Consider the following 21,061-nt stretch of genomic DNA (forward strand, 5'->3'; position numbering starts at 1 on the left):
TCGGGGAGGGGATCTCCGTCCACCGGGTCATGGGCACCGAGACGGAGTACGGCATCATCGCGCCGGATCTCCCGTCCGCCAACGCGACCCTCCTGTCCTCGCAGGTGGTCAACGCGTACGCGGCCACCCTGCGCCAGGGCCTCGGCAACCTGGCGGGAACCCGATGGGACTACACGGACGAGACGCCGCTGACAGATGCGCGCGGGTTCCGGATGGACCGCGCCAGCGCCCACCCGAGCCAGCTCACCGATGAACCCCCCGAGCTCAGTGCCGAGCAGATCGCCCTCGAGCGGGGCGGATCCGAGGAGATCCCCGTCCTCATGAACCTCGTGCTGAACAATGGCGCGCGGCTGTACGTCGACCATGCCCATCCCGAGTACTCCTCGCCCGAGGTGACCAATCCCCTCGACGCGGTCCTCTGGGACCGGGCCGGGGACCACGTGGCCGCAGCGGCGATGGACAGGATCAACGCCACGCCCGGCTTCTCCCCGGTGATCCTGTACAAGAACAACACGGACAGCAAGAGCGTCTCCTACGGCTCGCACGAGAACTACCTCGTACCGCGCAGCGTCCCGTTCTCCCGGCTCGCCGAAGCGCTCATCCCGTTCTTCGTCTCACGCCAGGTCATCTGCGGGGCCGGTCGCGTGGGACGCGGGCCGCTGAACCAGGAGGCCGGCTTCCAGCTCAGCCAGCGCGCCGATTTCTTCGAGAACGAGATCGGGCTGGAGACCACCGTGCGGCGGCCCATCATCAACACGAGGGACGAACCGCACGCCGTCGCGGAGAAGTACCGGCGGCTCCACGTCATCATCGGCGACGCGAATCTGAACGAGGTCTCCAACTACCTCAAGACGGGGACGACGGCGCTCGTCCTCGCCCTCATCGAACAGGGCCTGGCGCCAGTGCCCGCACTCGAGGACCCGGTGGACGCCCTGAGGGCCATCAGCCACGACCCAACGCTGCGGGCCCGCGTCCGCCTCACCGATGGCAGGACCATGACAGGCCTCGACCTGCAGGAGGTGTACTGCGACGCGGTCCTGCAGGCGCTCCCGGAGGACGCCGACGAGCAGACGCGCGACGTCGTGGAGCGCTGGCAGGCCCTCCTGGCGACGCTGCGGCGGGACCCGGCGGATGCCTCGCGCCAGGTCGACTGGATCGCCAAGCTCAAGGTGCTCGAGGCCTACCGCGCCCGCGACGGCCTGGCCTGGACCGACGCCCGGCTGGCGCTGGTGGACCTGCAGTACGCGGACCTCCGACCCGACCGGGGGATCTACGCCAGACTGGCCCGGCGCGGCGACGTCGAGCTCCTCGTGGAACCTGCCGAGGTGGCCCGGGCCGCCGTCGAGCCCCCGCGGGACACCCGGGCCTACTTCCGTGGGCGCTGCATCTCCGAGTATCCGGCGGAAGTGGTCGGGGCCAGCTGGGACTCGCTGATCTTCGAGCTCGCAGGGGAACGGCGCCTCCAGCGGGTCGAGACCCGGGAACCGCTGCGTGGCACTGCAGGGCTCACCGCGGAGCTCTTCGACCAGGCCGGCGATGCCGAGGATTTTCTCGCCCGGCTGTTGAGCGGACCGGATCGGCGCGTGGCACCATAGGAGCCTGAGCAACCTGATCACCTCGGTGATCGCGGGTACGGAAAGGGTGACCATCATGGCAACACAGGACCGCAGCACCACCTCCTCGTCGGCTGCGGCGGAGGAGGAGATCCCGGAACCCGCCGACGCTGCCCCCGCAGCCCAGGGCTCCGCGCAGACCCAGGGCGTCGACGACCTGCTGGACGAGATCGACGGCGTCCTGGAGTCCAACGCGGAGGAGTTCGTTCGCGGCTTCGTGCAGAAGGGCGGCCAGTAGCGGATGCTCCCGGAGGATCTGGCATCAGCGATACCCGGGGCCGCGGCCGGTTCGTTCGCCGGCTACCTGTCCGTCCATCACCCCTCCCTCCTGCCCTCGCCCGGGATGCCTCCGCCCTCGACACCGGGCGTGACCGGCACCCCGTCCGGCGCAGGCCAGCTGGCACCGCACGCGACGACGATCGTCGCCATGACCTTCCCGGGAGGCGTCCTCATGGCGGGGGACCGGCGCGCCACCATGGGCAACGTCATCGCGAGCCGCCACATCGAGAAGGTCTTCCCCGCCGATGACTACTCCGTCCTCGGGATCGCCGGCAGCGCCGGTATAGGGGTGGACCTGGCGCGCCTGTTCCAGGTGGAGCTCGAGCACTACGAGAAGATCGAGGCCACCAGGATGAGCCTCGACGGCAAGGCCAACCGGCTCGCCGCGATGGTGCGCCAGAATCTTCCCCTCGCGATGCAGGGCCTCGCCGTCGTGCCCCTGTTCGCCGGCTTCGACACCGAGCGCCGGGTGGGCCGGCTCTTCTCCTTCGATGCCACGGGCGGCCGCTACGAGGAGCGCGAACACCACTCGGTAGGCTCCGGCTCGGTCTTCGCCCGGGGCGCGCTGAAGAAGCTCTGGAACTCCGACCTGGACGAGGCGGCGGCGGTACGCGTGGGCGTGGAGGCGCTCTACGACGCCGCCGACGACGACTCCGCCACCGGGGGCCCGGACGTGGTCCGCGGACTGTGGCCCGTGGTCTACGTGGTGGACGCGGCCGGATCGCGGCGGGTCCCCGATCGGGAGCTCGAGGCCGTCGCCCGCGAGCTCATCGAGGCCCGTTCCTCCGCCGGACGGGAGGCCTAGGCATGACCCAGCCGTTCTACGTGTCCCCCGAGCAGTTGATGAAGGACCGCGCCGACTTCGCGCGGAAGGGCATCGGCCGAGGGCGGTCGGTGGTGGTCATGAGTTGCCGTGACGGCATCGCGCTCGTCGCCGAGAATCCCTCGCCCTCCCTGCACAAGCTCGGGGAGATCTACGACCGGATCGCCTTCGCGGCGGTGGGCAAGTACAACGAGTTCGAGAGCCTCCGGCAGGCCGGCGTGCGGTATGCGGACATCCGCGGCTACTCCTACGCGCGTGAGGACGTCACGGCCCGCGGGCTCGCCAGCGTCTACGCGCAGAGCCTGGGTGCGGTCTTCACGGCGGAGAGCAAGCCGTTCGAGGTGGAACTCGTGGTGGCCGAGGTGGGCCGCACCCAGGAGGCGGACCACCTGTACCGGCTGATGTTCGACGGCTCCATCGCGGACGAGGCGGGCTTCGTGGTCATGGGTGGGGCTGCGGACGCCGTGGTCGACGCACTGCGGGCCTCCTGGTCCCCGGAGCTCGGCCTCGGTGAGGCCGTGTACGCCTCCGCCCGCTCCCTGCGGAGGGCCTCGGGCGAGAGGACCGACGACTCGTCCGGCGATCGGACACCCGATGCGTCGGTCCTCGAGGTGGCCTTCCTCGAGCGCGATCCGGACACGCTCCGGGGCAGTCGCCGTGCCTTCCGCCGCATCGGGGAACCCGAACTCGGCACACTGCTGCAGCACGGACAGGACGCCTGATGGAACGACGCATCTTCGGCGTGGAGACCGAGTTCGGGATCTCCTACTCCGGGCCCAACTCCCGTCAGCTGTCTCCCGAGGAGGTGGCCAGGTACCTTTTCCGCAAAGTGGTGAGCTGGGGCAGGTCCTCGAACGTCTTCCTCACGAACGGCTCCCGGCTGTATCTCGATGTGGGGTCGCACCCTGAGTACGCCACCGCCGAGTGCGACGACCTCGCGCAGCTCATCGCCCACGATCGGGCCGGCGAGCTGATCCTCGAGGACCTCGTCCAGGAGGCCCAGCGGAAGCTAGCGCAGGAGGGCTACGACGGCAGGATCTACCTCTTCAAGAACAACACGGACTCGGCCGGCAACTCCTACGGCAGCCACGAGAACTACCTGATCCCCCGCAGGATCGAGTTCGCCCGCCTCGCCGACATCCTCATCCCCTTCCTCGTCACGCGGCAACTGCTGGTCGGAGCGGGCAAGGTCCTCGCCACGCAGACCGGTTCCCTCTACGCGTTCTCGCAGCGCGCCGACCACCTGTGGGAGGGCATCTCCTCGGCGACCACCCGGTCGCGGCCGATCATCAACACCCGCGACGAACCCCACGCCGACGCCGAGCACTACCGCCGCCTGCACGTGATCGCCGGGGACTCCAACATGTCGGAGACCACCACGCTCCTCAAGATCGGATCCGTCGATCTCCTCCTGCGCATGGTGGAGGCCGGGGAGCAGATGCGTGACTTCCGCCTGGAGAACCCGATCCGGAGCATCCGGGAGATCTCCCACGATCTGAGTGGACGCCAGCTGCTGAAACTGGCGAACGGCAGGCAGCTGACCGCCATCGAGATGCAGCGGGAGTACCTCGGGCGTGCGAGCGCCTTCGTGGAGCGGCACGGCGCGCACAACGACCACGTGCCCGCGATCCTCGACCTGTGGGCGCGGGTCCTCGACGCCGTCGAGACCGGTGACACCACCGGCATCGACACGGAGGTGGACTGGGCGATCAAGAAGAAGCTGATCGACCGCTATCTCGCCCGGTCGGGGGAGGACCTCGACTCCGCGAGGGCGGCCCAGCTGGATCTCACCTACCACGACATCTCCCGGCAACGCGGGCTCTTCTTCCTGCTGCAGGCACGGGGGGAAGCGGCGCGCGTCATCGAGGACACGGTGATCAAGGAAGCCGTGGACACCCCTCCCCAGACCACGCGCGCCAAGCTGCGCGGGGAGTTCGTCCGACGCGCGAAAGAGGCGAACCGCGACTACACGGTGGACTGGGTGCACCTCAAACTGAACGACCGCGCCCAGCAGACGATCCTCTGCAAGGATCCTTTCGCCTCGGTGGACGAGCGCGTGGACCTGCTTCTGCAGCAGCTGTAGCAGGCGGCGGCGGGGCGTCCCCGGCACCCTCCGGAGCACCGGCCCGGAACCGGTCGGCGCCCATCAGCCGTTAGGCTTGTCGGAGCTTCCCCGTCCGCTGACCTCACTGAGCGGACATCGACTCGAAAGTGGTTCTGTGCGAAAAGTACTTGCAATCCTGCTTCCGCTGCTGCTCACGCTGACCGCGTGCGGCGGAATGACGACGGACGACGTGATGGGGGGATCCGCCGGGAACGCCGCGGGTGCCACCGAGATCCTCGACTCGGTGACCGTGAGCGGGGGATCGGACGAGGAACCCCCGACGGTGGAGTTCGACCCGCCGCTCGACATCACGGGCGTGGCGGCGAAGACGGTCGTCGAGGGCGACGGCGACGAGGTGCAGGCCGGTGAGCGTGTGACCTACCAGCTGATCTCGCTCAACGCCGAGGACGGCGAAGTGCTCGGCGACACCTACAGCCGCGGCGAGCCGCAGCCCCTGCCGGTCGACGACACCCTCAAGGAACAGGACGCCGAACTGTACGACGTCCTCGTCGGTACGAAGGTCGGCGCGCAGGTGGCCTACACCAGACCGGTCGACGCAGCCGCGGAGGGGCAACCCGCAACACCACAGCAGCTGATCGTGTTCCGGATCATCTCCTCCGAAGAGCTTCCGCCGCCCCCGCCCGAGCCGGAGATCCTTTCGCCCGAGGGCGTGCAGAAGCTCGACGACGACGGACAACTGCCCACGTTCACCTTCGACGACGACGGCGCGCCCGCGGTCAGCATCCCCGACAACGAGCCCTCCGACGACCTCGTGGTCAAGGTTCTCGAGGAGGGCGACGGCGAGACCGTCACTGAGGCGGACACGATCACCGCCAACTACACCGGCTGGACCTACAGCGACGGCGAGAAGTTCGACTCGAGCTTCGACCGCGGCGAGCCCGCCACCTTCCCCCTCAGCAACGTGATCCAGGGCTGGACGAAGGGTCTGGCCGGCCAGAAGGTCGGCTCGAAGGTCATGCTGGTCATCCCCGAGCCCTGGGCCTATCCCGAGGCGGGGCAGGGGAGTCCTGAAGGGACTCTCGTGTTCTTCGTCGAGCTCGTCGGCAAGGACTCCGCGGAATAGTCCGCAGCAGCCACGCACCCATCGAACGCTAGGAGAAACCATCATGTCCTTCGGACAGCGCAAGCTCGACCGCGAGAAGCCGGAGATCGACTTCCCCGACCACGGAGCGCCCACCGAGCTCCTCGTCGAGGACCTCATTCCCGGCACCGGTGAAGAGGCGAAGGCCGGCAACACCGTCTCCGCACACTACGTGGGAGTGGCATTCTCCACCGGAGAGGAGTTCGACGCCTCCTGGAACCGCGGTGCACCGCTCGACTTCAAGGTCGGGGCAGGGCAGGTCATCGAGGGCTGGGACCAGGGTCTGCTCGGCATGAAGGTGGGCGGGCGGCGACGACTCGAGATCCCGTCCCGCCTGGCCTACGGCTCCGGCGGTGCAGGCTCGGCCATCGGACCCGACGAGGCGCTGATCTTCGTCGTCGATCTGCTGGGTGTCCGCTAGCAGCATCCTCCGGGGCCCGCAGATCCGGGCGCCGCAGCTTTGTCCGCAGGGGACGCAGGCCGGCCGGCGCCGGCGGGCGTCCCCTGCGCCAGTGCCACGAAGGTAGGGTTTCACCGTGTCCGCAAAACGTACCGAGCGTCTCCTCACGCTCGTGATCATGCTCCTGTCGAGCCGCCGCGGGTTCACCAAGGAGGACCTGTTCTCCGAGATCGACCTGTACCGCGAGGCGACGTCGAGCGCCGCGCGTGAGAAGCTCTTCGACCGGGACAAGGCCGCCCTGCGTGAGCAGGGCATCCCGCTGGAGTCGTTCAGCGAGGACGCCATGTTCGACAACGACAACACCGTGCAGCGCTACCGGATCAACGCCGAGGACTACCGGCTGGGAGGTGTGAGCTTCCTGCCCGAGGAATACGCCGTCCTCAATCTGGCCGCCGGTGTCTGGGACCAGGGATCACTCGACTCGGCCGCGTCGCGGGCGCTGAGGAAGCTCAGTTCGCGCAGTACCGACGGCGACGTCGAGCTCACTCCGCTCATCCAGCCGCGGATCACCACCGACGCCCCGTACTGGGACATCGTCTGGCAGGCGCTCACGTCGCGGAGCCCGCTGCGCTTCCCCTACCGGGCCGCCAGTACAGGGCGCGAGGAGGTCCGCACCATCCACCCGTGGGGCATGGGGGCACGGTTCGGCCACTGGTACGTCGTGGGGTATGACACCACCCGGGAGGCCGAGCGCTTCTTCAGGCTCTCCCGTATGACCGGTGAGCCGGTGGTGCTCGGAGGCACTTTCGAGGTCCCCGCCTCCTTCGACATGAACAGGACGCTCTCCTCGCTCTCGCGTACCGAACCGGACCGGACCGCCGTCGTCGCCGTTCGTCCCGGCTCCTGCCAGGTCCTGCGCGTCCGCAAGGACACCGAGGTGACCCGGACCGGACAGGAGTGGGATCTGCTGCGCGTCCCGTACGCCGCCTCCAGCCCGATGGCAGCCACTATCGCCGGGCTGGGCGTCAACGCGCGGGTGGAGGAGCCGCAGGAGCTGGTCACCGAGGTGGCGCGCCTGCTCGACGGCGCGTACGAGGCCGCCGGGAAAGCGCCGCGCGATCTGGAGATCACCGACGGTGTGCGTCCGGCACCGCGGCGGAAGGCCTCGTCCCAGGATCATCTGCTGCGCCTGCTCGACCTCGTCCCCTATCTCCTGGCGCACCCCGGCGCGGAGATCGGGGAGACGGCCCGGAGATTCGAAATCAGCGAGAGCCAGCTCACGAAGGATCTCGATCTCCTGTTCGTCAGTGGTCCCCGGCATTATCCTGACGCTCTCATGGACGTGAATATCGAGGACGGCCGGATCTACCTGAGCAACGCCCGCGATCTCGCAGAACCGGTGAAGCTGAGCATGGACGAGGCGTGCTCCCTGATCGTGGGGCTGCAGGCGCTGCAGGAACTGACCGGGATGCGGGACAACGAGGCGATCGTCAGTGCGCAGACGAAACTGTCGATCGCCGCCGGCGATGCGGCCCGCATCGGCAACGCCGTCGCCACCAAGCTCACGGAAGACGATCTCGACCCTACGCTCGAGGTCCTCCAGGCGGCGCTGCAGGGCGGGGTCCGGATCGCTGTGGACTATTTCGTTCCCACCCGGGACGAGATCACGCACCGCCTACTCGAACCGATCAGGATCTTCCTCCATCAGGACACCTGGTATCTCGAGGCGTGGAGCACCGAGGCGAACGGGCTGCGCAATTTCCGGCTCGATCGCATCCAGAGTGCGCGCCTGACCGAGGAACCCGCCACGGCCGGCCGCGACGAGGTGTCCCTGGCCAGGACCAGGCGTACGTCCTCGCCCTACCGCGCGGCGGAGGCGGACCAGACCGTGACGCTCGTGCTCGAACCGAGCGCCCGCTGGATCGCAGCGCAGTACAACGCGGAGGCCGTGCAGGAACTGGGCGAGGACCGCCTCGCCGCCCGCCTCCGCGTGGCCTCGAGTGCGTGGATCCCCGGCCTCGTGGCTGGTCTCGGGGGATCGGCGGCGGTCAGCGCCCCGAACGCCGTCCGCGAGGAGACCCTGCGGTGGCTCGAGGCGGCCCGCGCGCACCACGCGCTGACCTAGACTGGACCCATGCTCTGGTGGATGTGGATCGTGCTGTGGGTGGCCCTCGTGCTCGTCGGGATGATCTTCCTCGGGGTGGTCGGGTATCGAGTCTTCCGGCGTGGAGTGAGGACGTTCGCCGAATTCGGGGACGCCATGGACCGGCTGCAGGTGGATGCGTCCTCGGCTGACGACGCGTCCGCGCGCAGGCCGGAAGTTCCCGACATCCGTGTTCCGGCCGTGTTCTCGGCACCCGAGGACGTGCGCGCTGCGCGGCAGCGGGCCACCGTACGGCGCCTCGACGACCGCCGCAGCAGGCGTGTGGAACTGCGCGCGAGCCGCCGTCAGCCGCAACTGCTGCGGGACATGCCCCACCTGTGACCTAGACTGGGGTGACCAACGAGAGGAACTGGGCATGAGGCTCGAAGGCTGGCACATCGTGATCATCGTCGTCCTGGCGATCGTCCTGTTCGGCGCCCCCAAACTGCCCGGCCTCGCCCGGAGCGTGGGTCAGTCCCTGCGGATCTTCAAGTCCGAGGTGAAGCAGATGAAGGACGAGAACGGCACGGACGAGACCGGAACGGATCCCGTGGAGGGCCGCGTGGTCGGGCAGTCCCGGGATACCTACGCTTCCACCCAGCGGGACCCGGGACACGGATCCACCGGCTATGGATCCACCGGGCACGAAGCAACGGGGCAGCCGCCCCATCGGGCGGGCGACGACCCTGGTCCGGCGCAGCAGAGCGGCTCGTCCCACACCAACCGGTAACCGGCGAGGACGACCGTGTCACCTGCGAAAACGCGAACGCGCGGTAGGAAGGCCAATCCGGAGGGGCGCATGGCCCTCAAGGAGCACCTGCGCGAAGCCCGCAACCGCCTCTTCATCTCCGCGATCGCCGTGATCCTCGGTACTGTGGGCGGCTTCTTCCTCTACAACCCCGTGCAGCGAGCCCTGGCCTCGCCGATCATCGCGATCGACGAGAAAGAAGGTCGGACGGCGTCGCTGAACTTCGCCACCGCGGCGTCCCCCTTCGATCTGCTCATCCAGGTCTCGGTGTTCCTCGGCGTGATCATCTCCTCGCCCGTGTGGCTGTACCAGATCTGGGCCTTCATCACCCCCGGGCTGAAGTCCAAGGAGCGTCGTACGGCCCTCGCGTTCATAGCGGTCGCCGTGCCGCTGTTCCTGGCCGGGATCGGGTTGGCGTGGCTGATCCTGCCGAACGCCGTCCGCGTGCTGACGGAATTCACGCCGGAGGACTTCTCGAACCTCATCGACGTCTCCGTGTACTTCACCTTCGTCCTGCGACTCATGCTGGCCTTCGGGATCGCCTTCCTGCTCCCAGTGCTGCTCGTGGGGCTGAACATGGTGGGTCTCGTCTCGGGCAAGCAGATCCTCAAGGCCTGGCGCATCACGGTCTTCCTGGTGTCACTCTTCGCCGCGATGGCTGCACCGGGCGGAGACGCCCTGAGCATGTTCTACCTCGCCGTTCCGCTGCTGCTGCTGTTCTTCGTCGCGATCGGACTGTGCCTGCTCAACGACCGGCGCCGCGCACGCCGGGCCCACGCCCGCGAGGCTGCCGTCGAAGCCGGTGCCGATACGGCGTCGTCACTGGAAGCCCTCTAGGCGCACGGGCCGGAAGCGGGCACGTCCGGCCGCCGTCGAACGCTTAGGCTGGAAAGATGAGTACCCCAGCGGAGAGATACGCAGCAGCCAGGGCCCGCATGGAACACTCCCGCACCCAGCTCTCGCAGTTCGAGCAGACGCTCGACTTCGACCTGGACCCCTTCCAGCGGGAGGCCTGCACCGCGCTCGAGGAGGGACGCGGCGTCCTCGTCGCCGCTCCCACCGGAGCCGGCAAGACCGTGGTGGGGGAGTTCGCCGTCTTCCTGGCATTGCGTCACGGGCTCAAGGCGTTCTACACCACGCCGATCAAGGCACTCAGCAACCAGAAGTACACCGAGCTCGCCGCCGTGCACGGTGGCGACCGCGTGGGCCTGCTCACGGGTGATACGAGCATCAACGCCGACGCCGAGGTGATCGTCATGACCACCGAGGTCCTGCGCAACATGCTCTACGCCAACTCGGCTGCATTGGACCAGCTGGGCTACGTGGTGATGGACGAGGTGCACTATCTTGCCGATCGTTTCCGCGGGGCGGTATGGGAGGAGGTCATCATCCACCTGCCCACCGACGTCAAGGTGGTCTCCCTCAGCGCCACGGTCTCCAACGCGGAGGAGTTCGGCGCCTGGCTGGACACCGTCCGCGGAGACACGGACGTGGTGGTCTCCGAGCACCGGCCGGTACCCCTGTGGCAGCACGTGATGGTGGGGAACGATCTCATCGATCTGTTCGCCGGTGACATCGCGTTCGACGAAGCAGCCCCGGGCGGCGCCGTGTCCGGAGCCCGGGACCAGTACGAGGTCAATCCGGAACTGCTGGATCTCGCGAGCAACGAGGTCCGGCTGAACCAGCGCTCGGCAGGGGGCGGGAACGGACGGCGTGGGAAGTCACGCAGCGGCCGGGGCGGACCGCCGCCCACGACCATGGTGCGGCGTGCCACAAGACCCCAGGTGATCAGTGCCCTCGACCGGGCGGATCTGCTGCCCGCCATCACCTTCATCTTCTCCAGGGCCGGCTGCGAGGCGGCCGTCACCCAGTGCCTGCACGCCGGACTGTGGCTGACGACCGAGGAGGAGCAGGACCGCATCAGCGCGACGGTGGACGCCGCGACGATGGACATCCCGCGGGACGATCTCGAGATCCTCGGTTTCTGGACCTGGCGCGAGGGACTGATCCGAGGGTTCACCGCCCACCACGCGGGCATGCTCCCTACCTTCAAGGAGATCGTGGAGCGGCTCTTCGCGGGCGGACTGGTCAAGGCGGTCTTCGCTACGGAGACCCTGGCGCTCGGCGTCAACATGCCGGCACGCACCGTGGTGCTGGAGAAGCTGGACAAGTTCAACGGCGAAGCACACGTCGACGTGACGGCAGGGGAGTACACCCAGCTCACGGGGCGGGCCGGACGACGCGGCATCGACGTCGAGGGCCATGCCGTGGTCCTCTGGCAACCGGGCACCGACCCGGGCGCTGTCGCCGGTCTCGCCTCGCGGCGCACCTACCCGCTGAACTCCAGCTTCCGGCCCACCTACAACATGAGCATCAACCTCGTGGCCCAGTTCGGTCGCGCCCGCTCGCGCGAGATCCTCGAGACCTCCTTCGCCCAGTTCCAGGCGGACCGCTCGGTGGTGGGCCTGGCCAAGCAGGTCCGCAGCCGCGAGGAATCCCTCAGAGGGTACGAGAAGTCGATGACCTGCCATCTGGGCGACTTCGGGGAGTATTCGAAGCTGCGGCGTGAACTGTCCGATCTCGAGTCGAGGGCGTCCCGCGACAGGTCCCGCACGCTGCGCTCGGCCGCGGAGTCCTCACTGGAGTCCCTGCGCCCGGGCGATGTCATCGATGTGCCGGGCGGGCGCAGTCAGGGCTTCGCCGTCGTCCTGGACAGTGACTCCGCCCGGGAACCGCGACCCACGGTCCTGACGCTCGAGACCCAGATACGGCGTGTCGGCGCCCAGGATCTCGACGGCCCGGTCGAGGTGCTCTCACGCATCCGGATCCCGAAGAACTTCAGCGCCCGGAGCCCCAAGGACCGCCGCGACCTGACGTCCTCCCTGCGCAACGCACTCCACGACAGGCGCCCGCCCCGCCCCGGCGCGGACCGTATCGCGGCCGCGTACTCCGCCTCCGCTGCCGCGGAGGAGCGTGCGATCACCGACCTGCGCCGCCGACTCCGCGCCCATCCGTGTCACGGTTGCAGCGACCGCGAGCAGCATGCCCGCTGGGCCGAGCGCTGGTGGAAGCTGCGGCGCGAGACGGACAAGCTCGCCGGACAGATCAAGGGACGCACGAATACAATCGCCAAGACCTTCGACCGCGTCTCCGAGGTCCTCGGGCACTACGGGTACCTGGAGACCGGCGAGGACGGCGTGGTGGTCAGCGCCTCCGGACAGAAGCTCCGCCGCATCTACGGCGAGAAGGATCTCCTGATCGCACTCAGCATCGAGGAGGGGGCGTTCGGCGGGCTCAGTGCCGCCGAACTGGCCGCGGTCACCACCGTGCTCGTGTACCAGGCCAAACGGGAGGAACGCGGTATGCGCCCGGTCATGCCGAGCGCCGCACTGGAGGTATCCGTCGAGACGATGATCCGTCAGTGGTCCCGCCTGAACGACGTCGAGGAGCAGCATCGCCTCCCGGTCACGGGAGAACCCGAGCTCTCGCTCGTCTGGCCGATGTTCAAGTGGGCGCAGGGCCGGTCCCTGCAATCCGCCCTGAGCGGGACGGACCTCGCGGCCGGGGACTTCGTGCGCTGGTCCAAGCAGGTGATCGACCTCCTCGACCAACTGGCCAAGGTGCCCGATCTGCCCGGGAATCTGCACCAGAGCTGCGTGCGGGCCATCCGGCTGGTCCGTCGCGGGGTGGTGGCATACTCGAATGTCACTGCATGATCTCCAGTCCACGCCCCCCACAGGAAGTCAGCACAGTCTCTGATGCCACTCGTTGAGCGCCCGAAGCCGATCCTCTACCGCAATGGTTCGGTGTACAGCCCGTCCGATCCTTTCGCCACCGCAATGCTCGTCGACGGCGGGACCGTTGCCTGGGTGGGGTCCGAACACGCGGCCGCCAATCTTGTGGGTCCCGACGTGGTCACCGTCGATCTGGACGGCGCGCTGATCACGCCGGGCTTCGTCGACGCCCACATGCATACCACGGAGACAGGCATCGCCCTCGGATCCATCGATCTCACGGCCTGCCGCTCGCTCCAGGAGCTGCTCACGGCCGTGTCCGGCGCAGCTGCCTCCGGCGCCTCGACGATCCTCGGTTACGGCTGGGACGAATCAAGGTGGCCGGAGAAGCGTGTGCCCACCGCCGCCGAGCTGGACCGCGCCGGCGGTGGCGCGCTCGTCTACCTGGTCCGAGCCGATATCCACTCGGGGGTCGTCTCCGGCACACTGGCGGCGGGGCTCGGACTGGCCGGCACGGACGGTTGGGACGACGGCTTCGTGGTGCGCGCGGCGCACGAAGCCGTCCGGAAGGCCACCCGGCTCCTGAGCCCCGACCAGCGCCGTACGTACCAGCAGGCAGCTCTGCTGCACGCCGCCTCGCGAGGCTACGTGGCGCTCACCGAGATGGCCGCGCCGCACATCGCCCCCCGCGAGGACCTGGAGGTGCTGCTCTCCCTCGACGGCCCGCACCGGGACCTGCCGTTGCCCGAGGTGATCCCGTACTGGGCGCAGCTGACCTCGACGGCAGCGGAGGTCAGGGAGCTGATGCAGGGGTTCGACGGCAGGCTGGCCGGGCTCGCCGGTGACCTCAACGTGGACGGATCCATCGGTTCGCGGACCGCCGCTCTGCGCGAGGACTACAGCGACGACGCCGGGAACCGGGGCACGCTCTATCTGGGGGAGGAGGACGTCGCAGCCCACCTCCTCGCCGCGACGACCGAGACCGTCCAGGCGGGCTTCCACGTGATCGGCGACGCCGGGCTCGACGTCGTGCTCCGTGCGCTCGAGCGGACCGCGCAGGCGACGGGCGTGGAGGCGGTGCGCCGCGCCCGCCACCGGCTGGAGCACGTCGAGCTCGCGGACGACGACGCCATCGCGGCGCTCGTGCACTTCGGTGTGGCTGTCAGCGGACAGCCGGTCTTCGACGCCCTCTGGGGTACGGCGCACGGACTCTACGACCAGCGGCTGGGTGTCCGGAGGTCCGGGATGAATCGCTTCGCCTCGCTCCTCGCCCGGGGGGGCCTCGTGGCACTCGGCTCGGACAGCCCCGTGACCCCGCTCGATCCATGGGCGTCGGTCCGGGCCTGCCTGCACCACAACACCGCGGCGGAGAGGATCTCGGGTCGCGCAGCCTTCATCGCCCACACGCGGGCCGGTTGGCGGCTCTCGGGTCGCAGCCCCATGCTGGGCCAGCTGGCTCCGGGCACACCGGCGTCGTTCGCCGTGTGGAAAGTGGACGAACTGATGGTGCAGGCGCCCGACACCCGGGTCCAGTCCTGGAGCACCGACCCCCGCGCGGGCACTCCGCTCCTGCCTGCCCTCGACACCGAGAACGCTCCGCTGTGCCTGGAGACAGTGCACGAAGGGCGTCGTCTCTACCACCTCGACGGGTTCTCCGCCGCCTAGACCAGCACGGACGGCGGCGCCGTACGCCAGGGCCCGTCAACGTGCCTCTGACCTGCATCGAAGCACATCGCCGCAGGTCAGGGTCTCGTTGACACCTCCTCCACAGCACGTAAACTTTTTCCCTACGGGTTCAAAGACCTTCTGACGGAGGGAACCTGACCGGACTTCACAGGCACACTGCATCGGCCCCCTCGGGTGGCGCGTGGTGCCCTGACCGGTGGAGTCGGTATGCACAGGGCAGGTCCACCCATCAGCAGAGAACAGTGTCCGCACGCGTGCGGCCGCCGGTACGAAGATGAGTGGATCTGTCCGGTGCCCCACCCGGCGCGCCTGCGGCCTCCCCGCGGTCGCCTATACTGGCACACTGGCTCCGCCTCCGGAGCGATTCCTGCGCTGAGCGCGCACCGACGGAAGGTCCACCTGCGTGCGAGTCGTCACGATCATTCCCACCTACAACGAGATCGAGTCGCTACCGCTCACCCTCGGGCGTCTTCGCGCAGCGGTTCCCTCCTCCGACGTGCTGATCGTGGATGACAACAGTCCGGACGGCACGGGCGACCTCGCCGACCGCGCAGCCGCAGGCGACGACCAGGTACACGTGCTGCATCGGACCGGTAAGGAAGGTCTGGGCGCCGCGTACATCGCGGGCTTCCGCTGGGGGATGGAGCGGGAGTACGACCTGCTCGTGGAGATGGACGCCGACGGGTCGCATCGTCCCGAACAGTTGCAGAGCCTGCTCGACGTCGTCGACGGCGCCGACCTGGTGATCGGAAGCCGCTGGGTCAGGGGCGGCAGCGTGGAGAACTGGCCGCTACGGCGTACGCTGCTCTCCCGTGCCGGGAGTTTCTACTCGCGCACCATGCTCGGTCTGCCTGTCCGCGACATCACCGCAGGTTTCCGCGTCTTCCGGCGCACCACGCTCGAGGCCCTGGATCTTTCGGCGGTGGAATCCGTGGGCTACGGCTTCCAGGTGGACATGACGTTCCGGGTGGCACGGTTGGGCCTGCGGATCGTCGAGGTGCCCATCACCTTCGTGGAACGCGAGCTCGGGGCCTCCAAGATGAGCGGGAACATCGTGCTCGAGGCCATCCTCAATGTGACGCGCTGGGGCCTGGATGCCCGCTGGAAGAAGCTCACCGGTTCGGCCGGGTAGTCAAGGAAGCCGCCCGCTGCGGTAGGCACCGGGGTGGAACGACGTGAGGCACCCGCCACGACGGGTGCCTCACGAATCTCTGTCAGGGGGTGTCAGGCCGAACGGCGCTCTCCGCGGCGTTCGCGCAGGATGGTCAGCCGATCCTGGAGAATCTGCTCGAGTTCGTCCATGGATCGGCGCTCCAGCAGCATGTCCCAGTGGGTGCGGACCGGCTTGTCGTTCGAGGTGTCCGGCTTCTCCCCGTCGACCAGGAGTGCTTCCTTGCCGGTCTTCGACACCCACGTCGCGGGGATATCGGCCTCCGAGGAGAAAGTGACGAACACACGCTCCCCATCGGCGCAGCGGTACTCCACCCGCTGGCGGGGAGCAGGCTCGACGCCGGACTCCGTTTCCATCGACTGCGCTCCGAGGCGCATGCCGCGCAGGCTGCGATCGCTCATGGTCTTCTCCTACTCACTGTGGCCGCCCGGGTTTCGGCCGGCCGTCTTTGCTGTCCTTCACCGCTCGCAATCACCAGGACTGCGCCTACTGGGCACGGCACCGTCCAGGGGTATGCCTGCGTAACTGTCTCTGCAGCGCTGTGTCTGCATAACACCGGGCGGGCGGACGATGTTCCGACTGGGGGCCGGTGCACGGATAAACACCTAAGTATACAGGCGTGGCCGCCACCTCCGAGCGATGACGGCCACGCCTGTCGGGAACCGATCAGTTTTGGCTGGTGAACTCCGGTCCGTCGGCAGGCGAGTCCGGAGTCGTGGTGCCCAGCATGTTGCCGATGCCCTTCAGCGCGTCGCCGACCTCACTCGGGATGATCCAGAGCTTGTTGGAGGAACCGTCGGCGAGCTTCGGGAGGGTCTGGAGGTACTGGTAGGCAAGCAGCTTCTGCGTCGGATTGCCCTTGTGGATGGCGTCGAAGACCTTGTGGATGGCCTGGGCCTCACCGTCGGCCCGGAGGATCGCGGCTTTCGCGTCTCCCTCCGCCGCCAGGATGGCCGCCTGGCGCTGGCCCTCGGCGGTCAGGATCTGCGACTGCTTGGTGCCCTCGGCGGTGAGGATGGCCGCACGGCGGTCACGCTCGGCACGCATCTGCTTCTCCATGGAGTCCTGGATGGACAGCGGTGGATCGATGGCCTTGAGCTCCACCCGACCCACGCGGATACCCCAGCGGCCGGTCGCCTCATCGAGCACGCCGCGCAATTGACCGTTGATCTGATCACGGGAGGTCAGGGCCTGCTCGAGGTTCAGCCCGCCGACCACGTTCCTCAGGGTGGTCGTGGTCAGTTGCTCGACCGCCTGGATGTAGTTGGCGATCTCGTAGGTCGCTGCCCTGGCATCGGTGACCTGGAAGTACACGACGGTGTCGATCGAGACCACGAGGTTGTCCTCGGTGATCACCGGCTGCGGAGGGAAGGAGACCACCTGCTCACGGAGATCGAGGATGGGCAGGAGCCGGTCGACGAACGGGATCAGGATGGTCAGACCCGGGTTGAGGGTGCGCTGGTACTTGCCGAGCCGCTCGACCACGCCGGCGCGTGCCTGCGGGATGATCCGGACCGACTTCACCAGGACGACGAGAACAAAAATGATGAGGACGACCAGGACCAGTGTGAGTCCGATCGTTCCGGGTGTGCCGTTCATAGATCCCCTTGGTTGTGGTGATGCACCCCGGCGGGACGCAGGATGGCTCGGAGGTGGTGGTGCTGATCTAGTCGTGCACGATCGGCGGTGGGCCGTCCGGTCCGGACAGGGCCGGTTCGACGACGGCCGTGGCGCCGTCGATCCGTGCCACCGACACCCGCGCCCCGGCGGGAAGCGGGACACCGTCGGCCGAGCGCGCCGTCCAGGTGTCTCCGCCGATCTTGACCGTTCCGGAGAGGCTCGTCACCGGCTCGAGGGCGAGCGCTGTGGCCCCGATCAGCCGGTCCATGTTGTCGAGCTGGTCCGCCGGGCCCTTCCTCAGGTGTCGTACCGCCACGGGACGTACAAGCAGGATCATCAGCAGGGACACCACGGCGAAGACGACGATCTGGAGGACGGCTCCGACTCCCGTCAGAGCCGCGACGAGACCGCCCAGAGCTCCGACCGAGAGCATGATGAAGAACAGATCCAGCGTGATGGTTTCCACCGCGGCGAGCCCCAGGAACAGGATCAGCCAGATGATCCATCCGTTGTCGAGCAACCATTCCATGGTGCACACCCCTTGATCCGGCACCGCGTGGAGCGCGGCCCTGTGACCATCATCGCAAAGGCCTCCGACATTACCTAGGGCACCGCATCGCTGCGGGGTCCTCGTTACTGTTCCGTGCCCTGCTCCGCCGGAGTCCACGACGAGTGACGCACGTGCTCCCGGGCCAGGACCTGGACGGTGAAGCGCGCCCACACCCGGAGCGCGGTGTCGGGTCCGTCCGCTGCAGTGGCCGGCGCGTGGTGGGCCGCGGGACCCATCGCCAGCGCCGAGCGGGCCAGATCCCGCGGCAGGATCATCACGTAGTCGAGGTCCTCCCGGTGGACCTCGGTCAGGAGGCCCTCGAACGCCGCCACGACGTCGTCGGCCTTCTGGTCCGGGACCGCGAGGAGCGGGCCCACGAGCTCCAGCCCCGCGAGATGGCCCGGACGCGGCGTGACGACCACCGCGCAGCCGCCCGGAGCGAGTACCCGGGAGAACTCTGCGGGGTTCCGCGGCGCGAAGACATTCAGGAGGAGGTCCACGGAGGCGTCGGACAGCGGCAGTGACCGCCAGAGGTCCCACACGACGCTGATCCCGCCGGGAAGCGCGCGGGCGGCCCGGCGGAGGGCTGTCTTCGAGATGTCGAGCGCCACCGGGAACGCCGTGGGCCAGGCTTCGACGACGCCCTCGAGGTAGTACCCGGTCCCCGCCCCGGCGTCGAGGATGACGCTGGGGGAGGGCACGTGTGTTCGTGCGGCCGCGACGAGGGCGGAGCGCAGTGGCTCGTAGTGGCCCGCACGGAGGAAGGACTCCCGTGCGTCGACCATCCCGGCGGTGTCGCCCGCGAAAGGAGACCCCTTGCCGGTGAGCAGATTGACATAGCCCTGGCGGGCCATGTCATAGCGGTGGCCCCGCCGACACGCGAGCATGCGGTCACCATCGGTCAGGGACTCACCGCAGACAGGGCAGATCAGCAGGGAGTCAGGCAGGGCGGACATGACCCCAGCCTAGAGAAACATCCGCCGTACCGTTGACTCAGGCTACTGTTTCCGGTCTGATCAGGAGAGTGAAACCAGACCAGATCGATCTTCTGACAACGCTCGGCGCACCAGCCCTCCACCCCGACGGATCCCGTCTTGTCGTGGCCGCGACGCGCCCCGACTTCCGCGCCGACTCCTACGTGGGCCAGCTCTGGGAGATCACGCTCGACGGCGGGCGGCGCCGCCTCACGCGTGGTTTCCGGGACACGGACCCCCGGTACTCGCCCGATGGTTCGGTGCTGCTCTTCCTCCGCGCCGCCGCCGGGGGGAAGCCGCAGCTGTTCGCCGCTCGGGCGAGCGGGGGCGAACCGGTACAGGTGACGGACCAGCCGCTCGGCGTCGGACAGTTCGCCATCTCCCCGGACTCGACGCTGATCGTCTTCGCCGCCCGCGTGCCCGAACCCGGCCGCTACGGAACGGTGGACGGTGTCACTCCGGGGCTGGAGGACGCCCGGCTCATCACGCAGAACAAGTACCGGATGAACGGCCTCGGGTACACCACGGACAAGCGCTCGCAGCTGTTCTGCGTGGACGTTCCCGATCTCGACGCCGAACCGTTCATCGAGGCCGTGGGCCGCGCCGCGCAGGACAGGCAGCAGGGCGCCGCCGACAACGGGGAGCACGACGGCGTGCAAAGGGCTCGCCGGCTGACCTCGGCGGACGCGGACCACCTGGAGCCGGTCTTCGCCGCGGACGGGCAGCGCATCGTCTTCACCGCCTCCCTGGGGCCCGACGCAGACACCACGCTCGTCTCCGACCTCCACTCGATGGCGCTCGACGGCGGTGCTCCCCGACAGCTCACGAATCTGGCGGGGGACACCCTGCTGGGGTGCGGTGCGGCTCAGCCCAGCAGGGACGGCGCATGGCTGTTCTTCCTCGCCTCCGATCTCTCGCCCACGGGCCTCGACTTCGTCGCCCGGAACACCGCCCTGTACGTCATGCGCACCGACGATCCCGCTTCGGTCACGCGTCTCAGCGACCCCGAGACCGTCGACATCGGCGATGTCCAGGAGATCGTCCCGGACGGCCCGGACACGGTCCTCGTGGTCAACCGCGCGCGCGGCTCTGGCGAGCTGCTGCGTGTGGGGGCCACGGGGAAGTCGGAGACCCTCGTTGAGGGCCCCACCGTGGTCACGGGGGCCGCGACGTCGGAGGGGACCGTGGTCGTGTCCTTCACCGACCCGTCGACCGCGGGCGATGCCGCTGTCGTCGAGCACGGCTCCCTCCATGTGCTCACCGACTTCTCCGCGCCGCTGCGTCGGCACACCCGCGTGGGCGAGCCGCAGGAACGCTCGTACCCCGCGCCGGACGGGACGCCGGTCCACGGATGGGTGGTGCTGCCCGAGGGACAGGGCCCGCACCCTGTCCTCCTCGTCATCCACGGCGGGCCTTTCGCTCAGTACGGATGGGGATACTTCGACGAGGCACAGGTCTACGCGGCTGCCGGGTACGCCGTGCTGCTCTGCAATCCCCGCGGGGCGGCAGGGTACGGCCAGGCACACGGCCGGGTGATCAAGGAGGCGATGGGCACGGTGGACCTCGACGACGTCCTCGCCTATCTCGAGGGCGCGCTCGCCGAGTTCGGGTCCATGGACCACGAACGGCTCGGGGTCATGGGCGGGTCCTACGGCGGGTATCTGACGGCGTGGACGATCGCCAACGATCATCGGTTCCGCGCCGCGATCGTGGAACGCGGCTACCTCGACCCACCGTCGTTCGTCGGCTCGTCCGACATCGGGTGGTTCTTCTCCGAGGGGTATACCGGAACCGATCCGGCACGCGTGGAGGAGCAGAACCCCTTCGCGAAGATCGGGGAGGTCCGCACACCGGCCTTCGTGGTGCACTCCGAGGAGGATCTGCGCTGCCCGATCGAGCAGGCACAGCGGTACTACACCGCCCTGAAGAAGCAGGGTGTGGAGACGCAACTGCTCGTCTTCCCGGGAGAGACCCACGAACTCTCACGGTCCGGCTCACCCTGGCACCGCCGGCAGCGGTTCGAGCACATCCTGCGCTGGTGGTCCACGTATCTTCCGACGGATGCCAACCCCGCGGACAAGGATCGCTCCGACGCACGATAGGGCCTGCGAGCC

The 21,061-nt window shown here is 68.5% G+C and carries 19 protein-coding genes; 15 read left to right on the top strand and 4 right to left on the bottom strand.

The genetic code is table 11. From position 1 onward, the window contains the following. The first annotated feature begins 29 nt into the window (after positions 1 to 29). The 14 genes from dop to FQ377_RS04985 all read left to right on the top strand — a co-directional run bounded on the left by dop (position 30) and on the right by FQ377_RS04985 (position 15,764). Positions 30 to 1,595, top strand: coding sequence for a depupylase/deamidase Dop (gene dop / locus FQ377_RS04920; protein WP_148600525.1), 1,566 nt, complete (start codon positions 30 to 32; stop codon positions 1,593 to 1,595). A 55-nt stretch (positions 1,596 to 1,650) separates the two neighbouring features. Then, on the top strand, positions 1,651 to 1,851 hold the full coding sequence (locus FQ377_RS04925; protein ID WP_148600155.1) for a ubiquitin-like protein Pup: 201 nt from the start codon (positions 1,651 to 1,653) through the stop codon (positions 1,849 to 1,851). 3 nt (positions 1,852 to 1,854) lie between these two features. After that, entirely contained in the window at positions 1,855 to 2,697 is an 843-nt protein-coding gene (prcB, locus tag FQ377_RS04930) for a proteasome subunit beta (protein WP_148600156.1), read from the top strand. A 2-nt stretch (positions 2,698 to 2,699) separates the two neighbouring features. Continuing rightward, on the top strand, positions 2,700 to 3,437 hold the full coding sequence (gene prcA, locus FQ377_RS04935) for a proteasome subunit alpha (RefSeq protein WP_148600157.1): 738 nt from the start codon (positions 2,700 to 2,702) through the stop codon (positions 3,435 to 3,437). Further along, entirely contained in the window at positions 3,437 to 4,798 is a 1,362-nt protein-coding gene (gene pafA, locus FQ377_RS04940) for a Pup--protein ligase (RefSeq protein WP_148600158.1), read from the top strand. The genes prcA and pafA overlap by 1 nt, the downstream gene beginning before the upstream one ends. Positions 4,799 to 4,934: 136 nt before the next feature. Continuing rightward, on the top strand, positions 4,935 to 5,903 hold the full coding sequence (locus FQ377_RS04945) for an FKBP-type peptidyl-prolyl cis-trans isomerase (protein ID WP_148600159.1): 969 nt from the start codon (positions 4,935 to 4,937) through the stop codon (positions 5,901 to 5,903). A gap of 43 nt (positions 5,904 to 5,946) precedes the next feature. Next, positions 5,947 to 6,342: an FKBP-type peptidyl-prolyl cis-trans isomerase gene (locus tag FQ377_RS04950; RefSeq protein WP_148600160.1), complete on the top strand. Its 396-nt coding sequence runs from the start codon at positions 5,947 to 5,949 to the stop codon at positions 6,340 to 6,342. 115 nt (positions 6,343 to 6,457) lie between these two features. Further along, positions 6,458 to 8,446: a helix-turn-helix transcriptional regulator gene (locus tag FQ377_RS04955; protein ID WP_148600161.1), complete on the top strand. Its 1,989-nt coding sequence runs from the start codon at positions 6,458 to 6,460 to the stop codon at positions 8,444 to 8,446. Between the two features lie 9 nt (positions 8,447 to 8,455). Next, on the top strand, positions 8,456 to 8,806 hold the full coding sequence (locus tag FQ377_RS04960) for a hypothetical protein (RefSeq protein ID WP_148600162.1): 351 nt from the start codon (positions 8,456 to 8,458) through the stop codon (positions 8,804 to 8,806). A gap of 34 nt (positions 8,807 to 8,840) precedes the next feature. Further along, on the top strand, positions 8,841 to 9,194 hold the full coding sequence (gene tatA, locus FQ377_RS04965) for a Sec-independent protein translocase subunit TatA (protein ID WP_148600163.1): 354 nt from the start codon (positions 8,841 to 8,843) through the stop codon (positions 9,192 to 9,194). Positions 9,195 to 9,263: 69 nt separating this feature from the next. Continuing rightward, positions 9,264 to 10,049, top strand: a complete 786-nt coding sequence (tatC, locus tag FQ377_RS04970) for a twin-arginine translocase subunit TatC (protein ID WP_148600526.1) — start codon at positions 9,264 to 9,266, stop codon at positions 10,047 to 10,049. 56 nt (positions 10,050 to 10,105) lie between these two features. After that, positions 10,106 to 12,928, top strand: coding sequence for a DEAD/DEAH box helicase (locus FQ377_RS04975; protein WP_148600164.1), 2,823 nt, complete (start codon positions 10,106 to 10,108; stop codon positions 12,926 to 12,928). 42 nt (positions 12,929 to 12,970) lie between these two features. Then, positions 12,971 to 14,611 (top strand): amidohydrolase, encoded by a 1,641-nt coding sequence (locus tag FQ377_RS04980; protein WP_148600165.1) that lies wholly within the window; start codon positions 12,971 to 12,973, stop codon positions 14,609 to 14,611. 424 nt (positions 14,612 to 15,035) lie between these two features. Continuing rightward, on the top strand, positions 15,036 to 15,764 hold the full coding sequence (locus FQ377_RS04985) for a polyprenol monophosphomannose synthase (RefSeq protein WP_148600166.1): 729 nt from the start codon (positions 15,036 to 15,038) through the stop codon (positions 15,762 to 15,764). A 92-nt stretch (positions 15,765 to 15,856) separates the two neighbouring features. On the opposite strand, the gene FQ377_RS04990 is transcribed toward FQ377_RS04985, so the two are convergent. The 4 genes from FQ377_RS04990 to FQ377_RS05005 form a co-directional block, all read right to left on the bottom strand. Next, entirely contained in the window at positions 15,857 to 16,204 is a 348-nt protein-coding gene (locus tag FQ377_RS04990; RefSeq protein ID WP_148600167.1) for an RNA polymerase-binding protein RbpA, read from the bottom strand. Positions 16,205 to 16,469: 265 nt separating this feature from the next. Next, a complete protein-coding gene (locus FQ377_RS04995; protein ID WP_148600168.1) occupies positions 16,470 to 17,402 on the bottom strand; it encodes an SPFH domain-containing protein in 933 nt (310 codons plus the stop codon). 67 nt (positions 17,403 to 17,469) lie between these two features. Further along, the gene (locus FQ377_RS05000) at positions 17,470 to 17,952 is read right to left on the bottom strand and encodes an NfeD family protein (protein ID WP_148600169.1); all 483 of its coding nucleotides are present in this window, start codon (positions 17,950 to 17,952) and stop codon (positions 17,470 to 17,472) included. 104 nt (positions 17,953 to 18,056) lie between these two features. Continuing rightward, positions 18,057 to 18,929, bottom strand: a complete 873-nt coding sequence (locus tag FQ377_RS05005; RefSeq protein WP_148600170.1) for a putative RNA methyltransferase — start codon at positions 18,927 to 18,929, stop codon at positions 18,057 to 18,059. Between the two features lie 68 nt (positions 18,930 to 18,997). Here FQ377_RS05005 and FQ377_RS05010 point away from each other — a divergent pair, with 68 nt between their 5' ends. Further along, positions 18,998 to 21,049, top strand: a complete 2,052-nt coding sequence (locus FQ377_RS05010) for a S9 family peptidase (protein ID WP_148600171.1) — start codon at positions 18,998 to 19,000, stop codon at positions 21,047 to 21,049. Positions 21,050 to 21,061 lie beyond the last annotated feature (12 nt).

Source organism: Arthrobacter echini, from assembly GCF_008107445.1.
Taxonomy (GTDB): Bacteria; Actinomycetota; Actinomycetes; order Actinomycetales; family Micrococcaceae; genus Arthrobacter_D; species Arthrobacter_D echini_A.

What these genes read in the sequence shown, in the direction of transcription:
- FQ377_RS05000 (WP_148600169.1), bottom strand. Translation starts at nt 17,952, where the DNA reads ATGGAATGGTTGCTCGACAACGGATGGATCATCTGGCTGATCCTGTTC.
- prcB (WP_148600156.1), top strand. Translation starts at nt 1,855, where the DNA reads ATGCTCCCGGAGGATCTGGCATCAGCGATACCCGGGGCCGCGGCCGGT.
- FQ377_RS04950 (WP_148600160.1), top strand. Translation starts at nt 5,947, where the DNA reads ATGTCCTTCGGACAGCGCAAGCTCGACCGCGAGAAGCCGGAGATCGAC.
- pafA (WP_148600158.1), top strand. Translation starts at nt 3,437, where the DNA reads ATGGAACGACGCATCTTCGGCGTGGAGACCGAGTTCGGGATCTCCTAC.
- FQ377_RS04990 (WP_148600167.1), bottom strand. Translation starts at nt 16,204, where the DNA reads ATGAGCGATCGCAGCCTGCGCGGCATGCGCCTCGGAGCGCAGTCGATG.
- FQ377_RS04960 (WP_148600162.1), top strand. Translation starts at nt 8,456, where the DNA reads ATGCTCTGGTGGATGTGGATCGTGCTGTGGGTGGCCCTCGTGCTCGTC.
- FQ377_RS04975 (WP_148600164.1), top strand. Translation starts at nt 10,106, where the DNA reads ATGAGTACCCCAGCGGAGAGATACGCAGCAGCCAGGGCCCGCATGGAA.
- FQ377_RS05005 (WP_148600170.1), bottom strand. Translation starts at nt 18,929, where the DNA reads ATGTCCGCCCTGCCTGACTCCCTGCTGATCTGCCCTGTCTGCGGTGAG.
- FQ377_RS04980 (WP_148600165.1), top strand. Translation starts at nt 12,971, where the DNA reads ATGCCACTCGTTGAGCGCCCGAAGCCGATCCTCTACCGCAATGGTTCG.
- FQ377_RS04925 (WP_148600155.1), top strand. Translation starts at nt 1,651, where the DNA reads ATGGCAACACAGGACCGCAGCACCACCTCCTCGTCGGCTGCGGCGGAG.
- FQ377_RS04995 (WP_148600168.1), bottom strand. Translation starts at nt 17,402, where the DNA reads ATGAACGGCACACCCGGAACGATCGGACTCACACTGGTCCTGGTCGTC.
- tatA (WP_148600163.1), top strand. Translation starts at nt 8,841, where the DNA reads ATGAGGCTCGAAGGCTGGCACATCGTGATCATCGTCGTCCTGGCGATC.
- tatC (WP_148600526.1), top strand. Translation starts at nt 9,264, where the DNA reads ATGGCCCTCAAGGAGCACCTGCGCGAAGCCCGCAACCGCCTCTTCATC.
- prcA (WP_148600157.1), top strand. Translation starts at nt 2,700, where the DNA reads ATGACCCAGCCGTTCTACGTGTCCCCCGAGCAGTTGATGAAGGACCGC.
- dop (WP_148600525.1), top strand. Translation starts at nt 30, where the DNA reads ATGGGCACCGAGACGGAGTACGGCATCATCGCGCCGGATCTCCCGTCC.